This window comes from Photorhabdus sp. RM71S, from assembly GCF_042879355.1.
Lineage (GTDB): Bacteria > Pseudomonadota > Gammaproteobacteria > Enterobacterales > Enterobacteriaceae > Photorhabdus > Photorhabdus kayaii.
Genome location: NZ_JBHFKV010000013.1, coordinates 15,238 through 31,701, shown reverse-complemented (window position 1 = coordinate 31,701; position 16,464 = coordinate 15,238). Strand labels below are relative to the sequence as shown.

Annotated in this window: 14 protein-coding genes and 1 pseudogene; 8 read left to right on the top strand and 7 right to left on the bottom strand. The window is 41.6% G+C overall.

The features are described from left to right. Positions 1 to 96: 96 nt before the first annotated feature. Both ACGF5R_RS09435 and maeB read right to left on the bottom strand, forming a co-directional pair. Entirely contained in the window at positions 97 to 972 is an 876-nt protein-coding gene (locus tag ACGF5R_RS09435) for a ChaN family lipoprotein (protein ID WP_262979950.1), read from the bottom strand. Between the two features lie 99 nt (positions 973 to 1,071). Beyond that, the gene (gene maeB, locus ACGF5R_RS09430) at positions 1,072 to 3,351 is read right to left on the bottom strand and encodes an NADP-dependent oxaloacetate-decarboxylating malate dehydrogenase (RefSeq protein ID WP_112877657.1); all 2,280 of its coding nucleotides are present in this window, start codon (positions 3,349 to 3,351) and stop codon (positions 1,072 to 1,074) included. 584 nt (positions 3,352 to 3,935) lie between these two features. On the opposite strand from maeB, the gene ACGF5R_RS09425 reads away from it, so the two are divergent. From ACGF5R_RS09425 to ACGF5R_RS09405, 5 genes are all read left to right on the top strand, one after another. Next, a complete protein-coding gene (locus ACGF5R_RS09425) occupies positions 3,936 to 4,571 on the top strand; it encodes a response regulator (RefSeq protein ID WP_011146941.1) in 636 nt (211 codons plus the stop codon). Positions 4,572 to 4,782: 211 nt separating this feature from the next. Then, complete coding sequence (locus tag ACGF5R_RS09420; protein ID WP_387690635.1) at positions 4,783 to 5,166, top strand: ArsC family reductase; 384 nt, start codon at positions 4,783 to 4,785, stop codon at positions 5,164 to 5,166. A gap of 1 nt (position 5,167) precedes the next feature. Continuing rightward, the gene (dapE, locus tag ACGF5R_RS09415; protein ID WP_112877659.1) at positions 5,168 to 6,295 is read left to right on the top strand and encodes a succinyl-diaminopimelate desuccinylase; all 1,128 of its coding nucleotides are present in this window, start codon (positions 5,168 to 5,170) and stop codon (positions 6,293 to 6,295) included. Then, positions 6,292 to 6,981 (top strand): M15 family metallopeptidase, encoded by a 690-nt coding sequence (locus ACGF5R_RS09410; protein ID WP_112877661.1) that lies wholly within the window; start codon positions 6,292 to 6,294, stop codon positions 6,979 to 6,981. Before dapE ends, ACGF5R_RS09410 begins: the two co-directional genes overlap by 4 nt. After that, on the top strand, positions 6,969 to 7,157 hold the full coding sequence (locus ACGF5R_RS09405; RefSeq protein ID WP_112877663.1) for a YpfN family protein: 189 nt from the start codon (positions 6,969 to 6,971) through the stop codon (positions 7,155 to 7,157). The genes ACGF5R_RS09410 and ACGF5R_RS09405 overlap by 13 nt, the downstream gene beginning before the upstream one ends. On the opposite strand, the gene ACGF5R_RS09400 is transcribed toward ACGF5R_RS09405, so the two are convergent. From ACGF5R_RS09400 to ACGF5R_RS09380, 5 genes and pseudogenes are all read right to left on the bottom strand, one after another. Next, positions 7,108 to 9,171 (bottom strand): tRNA(Met) cytidine acetyltransferase TmcA, encoded by a 2,064-nt coding sequence (locus tag ACGF5R_RS09400; RefSeq protein WP_387690592.1) that lies wholly within the window; start codon positions 9,169 to 9,171, stop codon positions 7,108 to 7,110. The genes ACGF5R_RS09405 and ACGF5R_RS09400 overlap by 50 nt on opposite strands. Positions 9,172 to 9,176: 5 nt before the next feature. Further along, positions 9,177 to 9,629 carry a DUF441 domain-containing protein gene (locus tag ACGF5R_RS09395; protein WP_387690590.1) on the bottom strand — a complete coding sequence of 151 codons (453 nt, stop codon included), beginning with the start codon at positions 9,627 to 9,629 and terminating at the stop codon, positions 9,177 to 9,179. Between the two features lie 103 nt (positions 9,630 to 9,732). Beyond that, on the bottom strand, positions 9,733 to 10,503 hold the full coding sequence (gene dhbA / locus ACGF5R_RS09390) for a 2,3-dihydro-2,3-dihydroxybenzoate dehydrogenase (protein WP_112877667.1): 771 nt from the start codon (positions 10,501 to 10,503) through the stop codon (positions 9,733 to 9,735). A gap of 70 nt (positions 10,504 to 10,573) precedes the next feature. After that, a pseudogene (locus tag ACGF5R_RS09385) lies at positions 10,574 to 11,194 on the bottom strand (isochorismatase family protein); the annotation flags it as partial. A 22-nt stretch (positions 11,195 to 11,216) separates the two neighbouring features. Further along, positions 11,217 to 12,851 (bottom strand): (2,3-dihydroxybenzoyl)adenylate synthase, encoded by a 1,635-nt coding sequence (locus ACGF5R_RS09380; RefSeq protein WP_387690588.1) that lies wholly within the window; start codon positions 12,849 to 12,851, stop codon positions 11,217 to 11,219. 253 nt (positions 12,852 to 13,104) lie between these two features. Here ACGF5R_RS09380 and ACGF5R_RS09375 point away from each other — a divergent pair, with 253 nt between their 5' ends. From ACGF5R_RS09375 to ACGF5R_RS09365, 3 genes are all read left to right on the top strand, one after another. Then, the gene (locus ACGF5R_RS09375) at positions 13,105 to 14,169 is read left to right on the top strand and encodes a radical SAM protein (protein WP_262979947.1); all 1,065 of its coding nucleotides are present in this window, start codon (positions 13,105 to 13,107) and stop codon (positions 14,167 to 14,169) included. A 778-nt stretch (positions 14,170 to 14,947) separates the two neighbouring features. Continuing rightward, positions 14,948 to 15,958, top strand: coding sequence for a hypothetical protein (locus tag ACGF5R_RS09370; RefSeq protein WP_112877675.1), 1,011 nt, complete (start codon positions 14,948 to 14,950; stop codon positions 15,956 to 15,958). After that, positions 15,955 to 16,449: a hypothetical protein gene (locus tag ACGF5R_RS09365; RefSeq protein WP_387690585.1), complete on the top strand. Its 495-nt coding sequence runs from the start codon at positions 15,955 to 15,957 to the stop codon at positions 16,447 to 16,449. Before ACGF5R_RS09370 ends, ACGF5R_RS09365 begins: the two co-directional genes overlap by 4 nt. The last annotated feature ends 15 nt before the right edge of the window (positions 16,450 to 16,464 follow it).

Below are 16,464 nucleotides of genomic sequence, written 5' to 3'. Positions count from 1 at the left end.
AATGAAAATTATTTTTCCCTGTATCGTTAACTTGAGCACATCCCTGTGCCAAGGCCCCTTATATACGGGGAAAAGATTACCATTTGTTTAAAATATCTACGGTTTTTTTACTGGTGTATACCAGACATAATCAGCATATTGGCTATCCAGTACATTGCTTTTTTCAGCGATGATCAACACAACAAGATCCTCTTGGGGAGATAAGTCTTTAACATGCAGAGGAACACCTATTACTTTTGTTGCATGATATCCACCCGCAATCAGTGTGGCAGGAGCCGGCGCTTTAAGTAACTGTTCCGCCATTCTGCGATCCCGCATTTGCTGAATAGCTGTCATGGCAGATAACTGTTGTTCCGTTATTTCACCACCGTGAACATCTTTAATCACCGCTTTAATCTGCGCTTTAACATTTTCAGCAACAGAAATATTCCCCTGGAGGGTCGGAGGGTTACTGTAAACTGCTTTAATTTCACTGCGATCTAAGTTTGCAGACAGCAACGGATAAGGCTGATACATAAGCTCCATGACCAATCCTCCATACAACTCCCACCGCCACCCATCTTGCCATGCAAGAAGCTCTTTTATGCGACTTTCACGTACGATAGGCTTAGTTTGCAACCAACTCTTAACCTTATTCACTTTTTGCTGCTGATCAGGATTAATCATCTCTAACAGGACTGAACCCTGCTCTCTTTTAAGCGGAAGTTGCTGAACCAACCAAAGCTCTATCTGATGATGATATGGATTATCATGTTTTTCACCCACAACTACCCGCTGATGTGATGCCAGCCGATTGATCAATTCCTCAGGGGTCAGGGCATGACCTGTTTTAAGATCGATAATAGCCCCTTGTTGAGTCAGTTCCGGTGAAAGCGCTTGGAGAGTTGGTTTCTGTTGTACAAATACACACCCAGATAAGACCAGTAAGCCACAGATAATCAGAAAAGATTTTACAACCGTGAGAAATTTCATTATGCCCATTATCCATATTAATGTTTTGCGCATCATATAGATAATAAGAATCGTTTACAACAAACCGCCCCTGCCTATAGGAAACAGGGGCGATGGGTATTACAGCGGATGAGTTTGCGCTTCAACTGCCGCCAGAGCGACCATATTAACGATACGACGTACAGAAGAAATTGGTGTCAGAATGTGTACCGGTTTGGAAACCCCCATCAGAACTGGGCCAACGGTAACGCCTTCAGAACTGGTGACACGTAGCAAGTTATAACTGATACGGGCAGATTCCATATTCGGCATAATTAACAGATTGGCAGCCCCTTTCAATGGGCTATCTGGCATAATGTCACGGCGAATACTTTCAACCAATGCGGCATCACCATGCATTTCACCATCAATTTCAAGCGAAGGTGACATTTTATTCACCAATTCCAGCGTCTGGCGCATCTTCTGTGCTGAGAGGCAATCTGTGGAACCAAAACTTGAATGAGAAAGCAAAGCAACTTTTGGTTCAATACCGAAACGGCGGATTGTCTCTGCGGCCATAAGGGTAATCTCGGCCAATTGTTCAGGCGTTGGATCATTATTGACATAAGTATCCGCAATAAAAGTATTACCACTTGGCAACATCAATGCATTCATTGCACCAGCAGTATGAACCCCATCACGGAAACCAAACACATTTCTCACGACATCGTAATGTTCACTGTAACTGCCAACGGTGCCACAAATCAGGCCATCAGCTTCACCACGCAGTACCATAATCGCCCCAATCAGGGTGGGATTACCGATAACTGCACGACGAGCTTGTTCAGCAGAAACACCTCGACGTTTCATAATGTGATGATATTCCTGCCAGTATTTTTTGAAGCGCGGATCATTCTCATTATTGACGACTTCAAAATCTTTACCCGCTTCAATATGCAATCCCAGTTTCTGGATACGCATTTCGATAACACTGGGGCGACCAATTAGAATCGGGTAAGCCAGCTCAAGAGAGATCAGCTCCTGAGTCGCATGCAATACACGTACTTCTTCCCCTTCGGCCAAAACGATACGCTTTTTCGCTTTCTTAGCCTGAGAAAAAATAGGTTTCATAAACAAGTTTGTTTTATAGACAAACTCATTCAGCTTCTCGATATACGCGCCAAAGTCTTTAATCGGGCGGGTTGCTACGCCGGAATCCATTGCTGCTTTGGCAACTGCCGGGGCAATTTTTACAATCAGGCGCGGATCAAATGGTTTAGGAATAATATATTCCGGGCCAAAAAACAGATCCTGATCATCATAAGCGGAAGCCACTTCTTCACTCTGTTCCGCCAGCGCTAAATCCGCAATCGCATGAACACAGGCGAGCTTCATCTCCTCGTTAATGGTTGTTGCACCAACATCCAGCGCACCACGGAAAATAAACGGGAAACAGAGCACATTATTAACCTGATTCGGATAATCAGAACGACCAGTACAAATGATTGCATCAGGGCGAACTTGTTTTGCCAATGGCGGCAAAATTTCTGGTTCAGGGTTTGCCAATGCCATGATGAGGGGATCTTTAGCCATCATTTTCACCATGTCTTGAGTCAACACGCCAGGACCGGAACATCCGAGGAAAATATCTGCACCAGGGATAACATCACCTAATGTGCGGCTGCCATTGTCTTCAATCGCATAGGCAGCTTTAGTTTCTTCCATATTTTTATCGCGACCACGATAAATCACCCCTTTAGAGTCACATACCACGATATTCTTGCGTTGCAACCCAAGCGCAACCAGCAAGTTCATACAAGCAATAGAGGCAGCACCGGCACCAGAAACGACTAAGCGAACCGCTGAAATCTCTTTTTTCATAATCCGTAAACCATTCAAAACAGCAGCAGTACAAATTATCGCTGTACCATGCTGGTCATCATGGAATACCGGAATGTTCATTTTTTCCCGAAGTTTTTTCTCAATATAGAAACATTCCGGTGCTTTGATATCTTCGAGGTTAATTCCCCCAAACGTCGGCTCCAGTGCCGCAATGATATCAATCAATTTGTCAGGATCAGACTCATCAACTTCAATATCAAATACATCAATACCTGAGAACTTTTTAAATAGGACACCTTTTCCTTCCATCACTGGCTTACCTGCCAGTGCACCAATATTCCCCAATCCTAAGACCGCACTACCATTAGATATCACTGCCACAAGATTGCCACGCGCAGTATATTTGTAAGCCGCTAATGGATCTTCTGCAATTTCCAAGCAAGGCGCAGCAACACCTGGTGAATAAGCTAAGGCCAAATCTCGCTGAGTTATCAGAGGCTTAGTAGGAGTAATCGTGATTTTCCCTGGTTGTGGAAACTGGTGAAAATCCAATGCACTCTGTTTTAATTTTTCATCCATCGTCGGATCCTTTATATACAATCTGGAGTAAAAGCAGGAGCAGTATAATAGGTACTGTGTGTCAAATCATAACATTGACAGCATCTTATCAATAAAGTAGCACTTTTTTGTTCATGAAAAATACTACCCAATTTATCCACTAATGCCCTACTTAATATAGGAAAATAAAGAAAGAAACATTACCATTTATACAATATCATTGAAGTTATAGTAACAATAATAACTATAACTCAGAAAAACTCTCAATATAAATTCAATTAAAATAAATTTTATAAAAGAAAACAAATCTAATAATCATACATTTAACATATTGATTTTTAACACCATTAAAAGAAGTTAAGTTATGTATTTTTTGTGAAAATTACTCATCTTCTTTTTTTACTTATCAAACTAATTTGCGCTATTTATATTTTTATATCAGGATGTGCTTTCTGGACTTACAGAGCTATCAACTTTGTAAATCAATCGGTTTTGATAAAATTTTTTCATAGCAATTTAATTTAGGGCAGACCCATTCATTACTGCCTTTTAATCAAATTCAAAGTCTGCATTTCGTGGCTTTACTTATTTAAGGGAGAAGGAAAATGTATAACCATTCAGTGATGATAGTTGATGACCACCCTCTCATTCGCCATGGCTTGAAACAGATTGTAGAGCTCGATCGGGCTCTTACCGTAACAGCGGAAGCTGACAATGGTGAAGAAGCAATAAATATTGCATGCAAGCTGAAACCTGATGTCATTATGATAGATCTCAATATGAATGGCCTTTCAGGCGTGGACACGATTAAATCTATCCGTAGAAAAGGGATCAATTCCTATGTACTGGTATTATCCGTTTCAGATGATCGAAATGATGTTTACGCAGCCATTGACGCAGGAGCTAATGGCTACTTGCTTAAAGATAGCGACTTAGATTCGTTATTAAGCAGTATTCGCCATGCTGCTCGTGGACAAACTGTATTTAGTGAAAAAATATACCAACATCTCGCTAACCGTCATAAACATGTTGATCCTTTATCTGAATTGACCAAACGTGAGTTAGATGTATTAAAAGAAGTTTCCAGTGGCATGACCAATAAGGAAGTTGCTGATGTCTTATTTATTTCTGAAGAGACAGTGAAGGTACACATCAGAAACTTGTTAAAAAAACTGAATGTACGTTCCCGTCTGGCTGCAACAATCATGTATTTGCAACATAGGAAAAATGGAGTAGCCTAATACTTCTTCCGAGCCGCTCCTTGAGCTTATTACCGAGGGTCGGCTCTTATCGCTGTTATGTAGCAAATACCCCCTATGAGAACAGGCCAATAAAATTGAGTCTCCTGTTTTGGTATCTCCGATAATAAAAATCAGGATATCATCTAGATAAAACAGGCATTTTCCAGCATTATGTTTAGGTATTTAAATTTTTTTAAGGATCTGTTAAATGATATTGGATAAATCTTCTCAACCCGCTTTTACTCTCTATGGGATCAAGAATTGTGACACGATAAAAAAAGCCCGTCGTTGGCTGGAAGAACAGGAAATTACTTACCTGTTTCATGATTATCGTGTTGATGGACTCAATGCAACACTTTTGCAGTCATTTATTGACAAACTGGGTTGGGAATCATTAATTAACACCCGTGGTACAACCTGGCGTAAACTGACCGATCAACAACGAACAACAATTAATAATGCTGACGCAGCAAAAGCGTTGATGTTGGAACAACCCGCTATTATCAAACGTCCACTATTAATTTCTGCAAAAGGTGATTGCCTATTAGGCTATAGAGTGGATGAGTATCAGCAATTTTTTGCTGAGGCACTCTGAAATGACTTGCCCTGTAATTGAACTTGCACAACAACTCATCAGACAACCCTCTATCAGCCCGGACGATAAAGGTTGCCAAAATATTATGATCGCTCATTTGCAAGCAATTGGCTTTACCATTGAACGAATGCCCTTTGGCGATACAAACAATTTTTGGGCCTATCGCGGCATAGGCCCGACATTAGCCTTTGCCGGGCACACCGATGTCGTCCCTGCGGGCGATGAATCTCAGTGGGAATATCCCCCATTTGAGCCAACTATCCGTAATGGCATGCTATATGGCCGGGGTGCGGCAGATATGAAAGGCTCATTAGCTGCCATGATTGTCGCGGCTGAACGTTTCGTTGCCGCCTATCCCAACCATAATGGACGTCTGGCCTTTCTTATTACTTCAGACGAGGAAGCGAAAGCCACCCACGGCACCATTAAAGTGGTTGAAACCTTGATGTCCCGCAATGAACGTTTGGATTATTGCCTGATAGGTGAACCTTCTAGCCAGCATCATCTTGGCGATATGGTGAAAAACGGCCGTCGAGGTTCCCTTACTGCGAATCTCACTGTTCACGGTATTCAAGGCCACGTTGCCTATCCGCATTTAGCTGATAACCCAATCCACCGTCTCCTTCCTGCTTTACAGACATTGATCAATACACATTGGGATAAAGGGAATGAATTTTTCCCGGCGACCAGTATGCAAATTGCCAATATCCACGCGGGAACAGGCAGTCATAACGTGATCCCTGGGAATGTGCAAGTTCAATTCAATTTCCGTTTCAGTACAGAACTGACTGACAGCCAAATCCGTGAACAGGTTGAAACTATCCTCAAAAATCACAATCTCAATTACACGATTGAGTGGATACTGGCAGGTCAGCCTTTCCTAACAGCCAAAGGTGAGTTAGTCAATGCCGTCATTCAGGCAATAGACCAATATTGCGGCTATCAACCTGAATTATCTACCAGTGGTGGTACATCCGATGGACGATTTATTGCTCCGATGGGTGCTCAAGTTGTCGAACTGGGGCCACTGAACTCAACAATTCATAAAGTTAATGAGTCCGTTAGCGCCGCCGATCTGCAACAACTCAGCCGGATTTATCAACGTGTTATGGAGCAATTAATCCAGTGATCACAGCAAATATGTTAACCGGCCTGGCTACTGGCCACTTGATTTCTCTCTTTGGCAATCACCGATTACAACCAGAAGCCGCCAATGCTTTTCTTTCCATGCAACAAGCCGCTGAAAAGGCCGGAATTCATCTGCAACCGGCCAGCACGTTCCGTGATTTTCAACGTCAGCAAGCTATCTGGAATGGAAAATTCCGTGGTGAACGCCCGGTGTTGGATGAAAACAGCCAACCCATGGACATCACCCAATTATCAGAAGGAGAACGCTGTAAGGCAATTCTTCGTTGGTCCGCCCTGCCCGGTGCCAGCCGTCATCATTGGGGAACAGATTTGGATATCTATGATCCAACGATGCTACCGGATAACCAGACGTTATTACTCGAACCTTGGGAATATGAAAATGGTGGTTATTTCGCACCATTAACTCATTGGTTGACCGAGAATATGGCTCATTTCGGTTTTTACCGTCCTTTTGTCGGTAACCGTGGCAGTGTCGCTGATGAACCGTGGCATATCAGCTACCAACCATTAGCCAAGCAATTGGAAAAATTGCTGACTCAGCAGATGTTACTGGATGTATGGCAACAGCATGACATCGCCGGCATTGACTGGTTATCTACTAACTTACCTTATGTATTTGAAAATTACCTCCATGTTGCGCAGGAGACAACCTCATGCAATGGTTAGCTGATTACTGGTGGATTATTTTAGTTTTATTAGTTGGCGTTCTTCTCAATGCCATTAAAGAGTTACGCCGACTGGATGTTAAAAAATTTCTGGACAATAAACCGGAACTACCTCCTCATCGGGATCTTAATAGCAAGTGGGATGATGAAGATGATTGGCCACAGAAAAAGCCATAGTCCACTCTTGCCACTCTCTGGTAAGTTTCCGATTGAGACTTGACAACGCCTGTGCGGTTTCTTGCCGCCAGAGTCGCATTAATGCCTTATATCCACTCAACTTTAATACGGTGATGCATTGCTCAACACTCATTTCTTGCTGGAGATGATTTCTTAGCGCAATCAACGGCAAATCACTGTTCAGCAACAATCGTTGCAAGGCCGGTAATGAAGCAGAAAATGGTCGGTGAGCAAATGCAAAACCTGACAGTTCCTGCCAATCATGCTGATTGAGATGATGGTCAGTTTGGTAATCAACAGGCAAGCTAAATCCAATCTGCGATTCCAGCCAATGTGCATCACGGGCAAGCTGTTGCTCAGCTTGAATCCCCAGCACAATCCCTTGTTCACTCAGGGGAAAAATAGCCATTGCCGTATAACAACCGCTGCTGGCTTCTAAATGAGTTCCCATTCGCACTAATTGGAAGCCACATTTCTGCCATAATGCCCAAAGCTCCGCAGTATAACCAAAGCTAACGGAAATAAAATCCACTCCCTGTTTTTCTGCCCTTTCCCGTTGATACGCGATCATTCCCTGAGCAATACCTTGTCTGCGATTATTAGCCTGTACAGCAACCCTGCTGATCCGTTGAGATTTCAAAACCGCCGCCTGCGGTAAACCGCTATGGGCAGCTAACGATTGAGCAACCAAATTTCCTCTTGGACGACGCCTACCTGCCCATATTTCATGGGCTAACTCAAGCGCCAATCCCCCCTCTTCAACCATCCACAAAGCCCCCATTAAGGCATTATTTCCAAAAGCCGCAACAAATTGCATGCCTTTGGCATCAAGTAAACGCCGTAAATCTAAAGGTGAAGTTTTGTAGTGAGCGCTGGTCAATATGCCGTAAAACTGCCTCAGCAATTCAGGTTGTTTAATCCATTGTTGCTGATGACAAACGTGATAACTAATAGCCTTATCAGAATTGTTGACAGGAATTGCATCCTCAAACAGTAAAGCTTTTTCCAACCAGTTTTCCAGCGGATCATTTTCAGCCCAACGCACAGGAGCCGTCAGGTTTAGAATATGACTATCAGGGATTCCAACACAAAATTTAAGTAAAAATCCGCGTCCTGTACCTTCATATCCTTGCACAGTTGTGGTCAACAATATTCGGGGAAAATAGCTGATCAACTCAGATAATTGAGGCATTGGAATAGCAGCAGCTTCATCGATAAGCAACCAATCAATATCTGACACGCTATTTTGTCTACAATATTTCAGCAAATTATCTACGGCCCAGAATTTTCCCTTTTCCTCCGCATAACACCTAATAACTTCGGTTGCCGCTTTTGCTGGTGCAGTTAACCAGCAATTTCCTTGCCATTGCTGCATTAACATACCTGCAAGTGTCGATTTACCTCGCCCTCTTGGCGCAGTAATGACCCATACCCCCTGATTTGCCCGCAAAAGTCGAGTCAAAATGGCATGCTGGCTGGCCGTTGGGTTGCCATCAGGCAGTTGCCACGCACTATATTGTGGAAATTCAGATTGTGGAAATTCAAGGATGCACAAGGGATCATTTTGCCGCCATAGCAAAACTTGGGGATCGCTAACAATTTGCTGCTGAATATGCTGAACAAAATGCGGCGTTGGCATAGCATCTAACTGTTCGTTCCAACGCGCACTATCCTTATCTGGTTGATAATGCCATTGGTACCAAGATGGAACCATCATCACCAACCAGCTTCCAGCTTTCAATGTGCCTGCCAATATCGCCAGTGCTTCCGCATTAAAACCTGCGGTAGCATCAAATATTCCATGCAGATATTCCTGGCCTAATAAACTGGCCGCCTTTTCTGGCAGCACAGCGTGCTGTTTATGATAAGAGATCCATAACCAATCACCAATAAATCTTTGCTGTAATTCATTAGCCTGCAAATAGCACCAATGATCATCTCCACTCAACACCAACAAACGACGTAACCCTTGCTGCTGCATTTCTGTCTGTATCACACTCAGTTCCGGCAACATAACGGCTATGATTTACCAATCAATAATGACAAAATCCCCGCAGCAATCAGCGGCCCCACAGGAACACCTTTAAACAGGGCAACACCCAATACCGTCCCCACCAGCAAACCAGCGACTGTCGATGGCTGATTAGACATCAATGAAACCCCCCGGCTACCCAACCATGACACTAATACACCTATCACTATCGCGAGTAACGATTTCCAATTCATAAACGAGCTGAGGACAGCTTGTACCGTAATTTTTCCACTGGCGATAGGCGCCATGACTCCCACAGTCAAAATAAGTACACCAATAGTCAGCCCATATTTTTCCACCCACGGGAAAAAATGATTCAGTGGCGTTATACGGATAACCAGCAAGAGCAGCATTGCAAGCGTGACGGTCATGTTGTGGCTGATGATGCCCAGTGCGGCCAACACTAGCAGCACCAGTAAAGTAGGATCGAGATGGCTCATAGATTTGATTTCAATACCCTACAACAGCCTAATCCTATTTAGGCTAGGGTAATTTTTCCTTATGTTACAGAAATGACGGGTATTTTCGTATCAATTCAAACAATTAACAAGCTAACGTCGCACCACCATCGACCACAATATCCTGTAGCGTTATATGGCTTGCCAAATCAGAAGACAAGAAAAGTACGGTGTGTGAAATTTCATTAACATTTGCAATCTTTCCGAGGGGAATACCTAATTTATATTGCTCAGGATACCCGTTAATCATATTTTTTTCATCATCATCAGTTTTCCACATGGAACGCTGCATAGGTGTATCTGTCGAACCAGGGGATACAACATTACAACGTACACCAAACGGCGCGAGTTCCAACCCAACACAATGCGTTAAACTTGTCAGTGCTGATTTTGATGCACAATAAGCCGCCATTTGCATACGTGGAACATGTGCCGCATTAGAGCTGACGCTGATAATAGTGCCACTGCGCTGACGTTTAAAATGGGGAATCACTGTACGAAATAGATAAAAAGCCCCAGAAGCATTAACATTAATACAACGATGCCAGTCACTAATATTTAGCTCATCAATATTTCCCAATTGCAATATACCGGCAGCATTAACCAGAATATCTAATTTGGCTGAGATAGACAGTTGTTGGGAACAAATCATTTCGACCTTTTCTGGATCACTGATATCGAGTTGTATACATTTATAAGGCAAATTATCTTGCTCAAATACGCGATCGAAACCTATTACGTCAGCGCCAAGCGCGGTAAAATCACGGGCAATTTGTTCACCAATGCCACGTGCCGCCCCAGTTACCCAGACGGTTTTATGGTTAAAATCCATTTGTAAATTCTGTTTATTTCTCATTTTATTTCTTCTTTGATAGCGATTTATTACGCATTTTTTATAAATTCTATTTATCGAAATTTACTGATGAAATTATTTCCTCAGTACTCACAACCATTCCTGATTTTTCGGCAACATATTTTAAAGCCATGAGGTGATCTTCAAGCGTAAAATCAGCTATCGCATCACCCACTAAAAAAGGCTTGATATCTCTCATAAATGCATCAACCGCAGTAATCATGCAACCAATATGTCCATACACCCCACAAATAATTAATTGATTCCGACCTAAGTCTTTTATATTTTTTTCTAACGAAGAGCGTTGAAATGCACTATAACGCCACTTAACTATTACAATATCATCATTATTAGGGGCCAATGCACGGCTAATATTCTGTAAATGGGGTGATCTATTCAAGCCAGCCCCCCATATATCATTAAGTAATGCACGCTCTTCATCACTTTGTACTTTAGGTTGTGCTGTATATATAATGGGAATCTCTTTTTCTTTACAAAACATTCTCAATAAATGGATATTTTCAATTAATTTATTGATTAGAGAGCTATTATCACCGAAAAACTGCAAGAAATAATCCTGCATATCATGAATAAGTAAAATTGCCCTATGGGGTTCGAATAACCAAGATGCTTTATTGCTTGGAAAATCTTTTGGCTGAGGTAGTGTATAATTTTTCAATGATGGAATGGTCATTTTAATACCTTCATGTCATTAATTAACTTTCTAATTTGTCTCGAATAATTTTTCTTAATAATAATTTATCAATCTTTCCGACTGGTGTAACAGGCATAACATCAATAATCTCGAAACGATCAGGCAATTTATATTCAGCAATCCCCATACCTCTTAAATATTTCCTCAGTTGCAACGTGTTCATATTCGGATCAGCCACTACAATAAAAGCACAACTTTTTTCTCCCATCAGAGGATCAGGCATCGAAACCAAAGCGCTATGGATAACACCTTCATGTTTGAGTAACAAAGATTCAATTTCTTCCGAAGCAATTTTTTCACCACCGCGATTAATTTGATCTTTCTCACGTCCGACAATACACACATAACCCTCTTTCGTCATATAGGCTAAATCACCGGAATAATAAAAACCTTCTTTATCGAACACCTTCGCATTGTGCTCTGGACTTTTATAATATCCCCGGAATGTATATGGCCCACGAATGATTAACATACCCGCCGAACCTGGCGCTTGGATATTGCCTTGATCATCAACGATACGTATCTCATCATCTTCACTCATTGGGCGCCCCTGAGTGGTAAATATACGTTCATCATCGTCATTAAGCCGGGTATAACATACCAACCCTTCGGCCATACCAAAAATCTGTTGCAACTTACATGAAAAAAATTTCGGTATCACTCGCGCCACACTTTCACTTAACTTTGCTCCACCGACTTGTAATAGCCGAAGACTTTCTAGTGAATATTCGTATTTCCTCATCGTCTGAATCCATAACGCAACAGCCGATGGCACCAGTGAGGTCATTGTTACTTTATGTTCACGTATGAGTGGAAAGCAGGTCGTAGGTCCAGGATCTGTTGCTAATATGACACAACCACCAGCATAAAATACGCCAAGCGCCCCCGGAGAACTCAATGGATAATTATGTTGCGCCGGCAAAGCACAAAGATAACGGGTCTGTTGTGTCAACTCACAAATTTCAACACTGCGTCTCACACTATAATAGTAATCGTCATGCGTCCTTGGAATTAATTTAGGTGTCCCTGTACTCCCGCCTGAAAGTTGAAAAAAAGCGACTTCATCTGAACGTGTCGCCTCAAAATTCAAAGGTAAATTTATTGGCTCTAACCACGGCTTTAATTCATTGGTATATAATTCATTAGTATATTGTATTTTGCCACCATCAACGACGATATTCCTTAACCGTGGACAATGTGTTTTTAATTGCTCCAGGAAATCATTATTCTGTAAAAGTGAATGCTCTGACGAAAATACAATTAGACTTGGATCAATTTGTTGCGCATAAGCAAGTAACTCTAATTTATTATGGCTAAATAATGCATTAATAGGTACTACCCCCATTTTCAGTAGCGCAAAAAATGTAATATAAAATTCAGCTATATTTGGCAATTGTACGATAGCAGTATCACCTCTCTTTATTCCCACTGACGTTAAATTTTTAGCTAATGCAGATGATTGTTGATCAAGTTGATGATAACTAAATTTACGGTCACCACAGATAATAGCTATTGCTTCAGGTTGTCTCTGACATTGTTTATAAAGTATGTCAGTCAAGGGTTTACCAAGCCAATACCCCTTTTCACGATAACGTTCTGCTAATTCAACCGGCCAGGGTGTAAATTCAATAGACATGATTTTATTCCTTACAATAATATTCAATACCTTGAAAAATCGTCGATTACTGTTTATACCTATTTACTTTATCCTCAACCAGAAATATTTCTAACCCTATTTTGTGAGCTGCTTCTAAATAAATTCATTTCGTAACAAATCATACTTCGTGCAAGCACTCAAAATACAAATTTAATTACCTAATATATTGCAAAATAAAATCATATTGCTAATAGTTAGTAACGTATAACCTTTAATCCAACAGGGGTAAATTATGTCATGCTTTCCTCCTGGATATTGGGAACAATATCCGAACACTGCTACCGTGATCACAACATATACTTGCAATGCTGCTTGCAAAGAATGTTGTTTTGAATGTAACCCCTCGGTAAAAGCGCGTTTAAGCCTGGATGAAATTAAACAATTTATTGCACACTCAAAAGCTAATTTTCCAGGGCTAAAGTTAGTTGTTTTCAGTGGTGGGGAGTGTTTCCTGCTAGGTAAAGATCTGATTGAAGCCATTCGCTTTGCCTCAGATCACGGCTTATTAACTCGTTGCGTGACTAACGGTTATTGGGGAAAAAATAGAGAAAAGGCGCAAAAAATCGCCCAAGACTTAATAGATGCTGGCATCACAGAGATGAACATCAGTACAGGGAAAGATCACAGTGAATGGATTCCCCTTGACAGCGTAGTGACCGCGGCAGAAGCATTGGCCGAACAAAATATTACAACACTGATTACAGTAGAACAGGATACCTTTGATTCCGCCATTGCAACGCAAATCACCCAGAATCCTGTTATTAAGCGACTGAAAGAAAAAAACAAAATTAACTTACAGCGAAATACCTGGATGCCGTTCTATGACACCAGCGAAGAACGAAAAGATGTTCCAAACCGGGATCAGCAACTGGCAAAAGGGTGCGATCAGGTCTTTGAAAATATTGTACTGACACCACACGGTGAAATTTCCGCTTGCTGTGGGCTGACATTAGAGCATATCCCCGAAATGAAACTTGGCCGTTTGCAAGGAGGCGATGTATCTCAGCTTTTTAAAGGTCAAGAAGAAGACTTTATGAAAGTATGGTTAAGAATTGAGGGGCCGTACAAGATCCTAAAAAAATATCGCCCACAGAATAGCAGCATTGATCTGGAAAAAATCGTTCATCCTTGCCAAGCTTGTGCTTATTTGCATAAAGACGAAAGGACACGCCGGAATCTGTTAGATAATTATCACAAAGAAATTATTCCGGTAATAAAGAAATTTAACGCTAAAGAACGGCTGGATCTCATCTACTACTCAGCAGAAAAAAATGCCATTAATTTAACTGAGGAATGAAAAATATATACCCTATGGATTTCAAGATAGATCGCGACGGCAAGGGAGTGAATCCCCGGGAACATAGATAACTATGTGACCGAGGTGAGCGAGTGCAGCCAACAAAGAGGCAACTTGAAAGATAACGGGTATAACAGGATCGAGTTGGAGCTTTAATGTTACTACTAACGAATATTGCGAAAACACTCCTTTTCCGGCTAGCAAATTTTTATTGAATATAGTGGTAATCAAGGAAAGGAAATACTTTATTCTTCTTTAGGAATATTTTTACTTGTTATTTTGTGATCGGACTCTAAATAAGGACATTTTGTCGCAAGATATATTTAGTCTAAACGCTCAAAATATAAATTTAATCAACTAATCTATTGCAAAATGTCACCATCCAGCTAATAGTTAGTACCGTCTAACCTTTAATCGAACGGAGGGTAAATTATTCTATGTTTTCCCATTGAGTATTAGATGCTATACCCAAATACTGTTATGGTAATCACAATATATACTTACAATTAATATCGCAGGCAAGAAATATCAGTTAGATAATTATTTCATGAAATTATCTCAGTAATGAAGAAGCTTAATAAGGAAAGGTTACATATTATCTTATATATACCGTATGGATTTCAAGATGCATCGCGGCGGCAAGGGAGCGAATCCCCGGGAGCATAGATAACTATGTGACCGGGGTGAGTGAGTGCAGCCAACAAAGAGGCAACTTGAAAGATGACGGGTATAACGCTCAATAAAAAAAGAATTCCGTTAACTTATAAAGGAACGAATTATGAAAAGACGTACATTTATTGGCGTGGCTGCCGGTGCAGCTATTGGCAGTGTCATACCCACCGTCAACGCTAGCACTGATAGCAACCGCCTGTTTGGCGTGCCACGTTCATTACTCTCTCCGGGGGAGGTTGAAGAAAATAAGCTAAGGCTGTCAATGTCAAACGCCAAACTCCCGGTTGAAGTTTGGGAAGAGATCATCACCTATAACCGATTCTGGGAAACCCTACAGCAACAGCCCAATTTAGCATTAGAATACCGGGAATCACCGGAAAAAGTGCTGGCTGAATTTGGCATGGACAAAGATATCGTTAGCCCCGGTTCCGCAGAGGAATTACTGCTATTCATCACTTATGACAAAGACTTAATGAATGCGGTAAAAACCAACGACTATGAAGCGCTCTTTTCCCACTTAAAAACCTATGGTTTAAACGAAAGGGGCTCAAGTCTGAGAAGCCGAATCAATCACCATCTCAATCAAGATGCCAGTCTTGTCGCGCATTTTAAAGAACACATCGAATCCTATCAGCTCCAAGATACAGACACTCCTCCTCTTATCCGGCTGAAGGAAATTCTGGAACCCTTAAACCGTGAAGATGATACCAGTATTGAGATTGCTCGCCTTGTGGTAGGGGCAAATGTCGTTGCGGCGGTTAACGTAGCTGTTGGCACCCGAGTTGTCGCAGCGGTGAACGCGGCGGCGGCAGTTAACGTAGCAGCTTACTTGAGCCTGGCGGTACAAGTAGCGGTTACTGTATGTATGGCAAATTATTTACCCAAAATTGATCATAGCGATCTTTCAACCGGCACGGCTTCTCTTCATCTTGCCAGACTCTATAACAACCAAGAAATGGTGGATACACTGGTCAAAGAAGCTGTCAGAAGGGAAATCACCGCTTGTCTGTTTGCGGCGCAAAAATGTGGTTATATCAATCTGCCCGCAACCCGCGAAGAACGCAAAGAAGTGATTCATCTCTTTACCGAATTATCTTTAGGAATGGCAGCAGCATGAATAATATCGTGGGATTAAATCCAGACTTCAAAGTCATATTAATGAATGTCGCTATGCTCGTCCTGATCGCTTTAGTTTTTCTGCCTGTACCATACTGGCTCAGTAACAGCAATCCCAATAAGCTGGCGGCAAGTATTGCGACAACGCTCTTTGTCATCATTACCTTATTTATAGGCTATCAACTGTTATCAAATAAAACCGTGGTCAAGGAAGGAAAATTATTGATGAAGTCCGGGGTATATTCACACGAATGGGTTATTTCCTCATTACACCAGGAAGAAGGCGTTTCCTTGGAAGATTTTAGTCGAAGTAATGGTATACATATTATCCATTATTCGTCTGGATACTACCACAAGGGACAAAACAAATATTTTATTCTACGTGTAAGTAAACGCCCTCTGATCTGCTTTAGCTCAGAAGGTAATATTGGGTTATGCATAGATGAATCTATTTTTGAAAAAATAAAGGGCGAGTTACAAGGTAAAATATAGCGTGGAGCCGTAAAA

What these genes read in the sequence shown, in the direction of transcription:
- ACGF5R_RS09370 (WP_112877675.1), top strand. Translation starts at nt 14,948, where the DNA reads ATGAAAAGACGTACATTTATTGGCGTGGCTGCCGGTGCAGCTATTGGC.
- ACGF5R_RS09380 (WP_387690588.1), bottom strand. Translation starts at nt 12,851, where the DNA reads ATGTCTATTGAATTTACACCCTGGCCGGTTGAATTAGCAGAACGTTAT.
- ACGF5R_RS09425 (WP_011146941.1), top strand. Translation starts at nt 3,936, where the DNA reads ATGTATAACCATTCAGTGATGATAGTTGATGACCACCCTCTCATTCGC.
- ACGF5R_RS09400 (WP_387690592.1), bottom strand. Translation starts at nt 9,171, where the DNA reads ATGTTGCCGGAACTGAGTGTGATACAGACAGAAATGCAGCAGCAAGGG.
- ACGF5R_RS09365 (WP_387690585.1), top strand. Translation starts at nt 15,955, where the DNA reads ATGAATAATATCGTGGGATTAAATCCAGACTTCAAAGTCATATTAATG.
- dhbA (WP_112877667.1), bottom strand. Translation starts at nt 10,503, where the DNA reads ATGAGAAATAAACAGAATTTACAAATGGATTTTAACCATAAAACCGTC.
- ACGF5R_RS09435 (WP_262979950.1), bottom strand. Translation starts at nt 972, where the DNA reads ATGAAATTTCTCACGGTTGTAAAATCTTTTCTGATTATCTGTGGCTTA.
- dapE (WP_112877659.1), top strand. Translation starts at nt 5,168, where the DNA reads ATGACTTGCCCTGTAATTGAACTTGCACAACAACTCATCAGACAACCC.
- maeB (WP_112877657.1), bottom strand. Translation starts at nt 3,351, where the DNA reads ATGGATGAAAAATTAAAACAGAGTGCATTGGATTTTCACCAGTTTCCA.
- ACGF5R_RS09405 (WP_112877663.1), top strand. Translation starts at nt 6,969, where the DNA reads ATGCAATGGTTAGCTGATTACTGGTGGATTATTTTAGTTTTATTAGTT.
- ACGF5R_RS09395 (WP_387690590.1), bottom strand. Translation starts at nt 9,629, where the DNA reads ATGAGCCATCTCGATCCTACTTTACTGGTGCTGCTAGTGTTGGCCGCA.
- ACGF5R_RS09375 (WP_262979947.1), top strand. Translation starts at nt 13,105, where the DNA reads ATGTCATGCTTTCCTCCTGGATATTGGGAACAATATCCGAACACTGCT.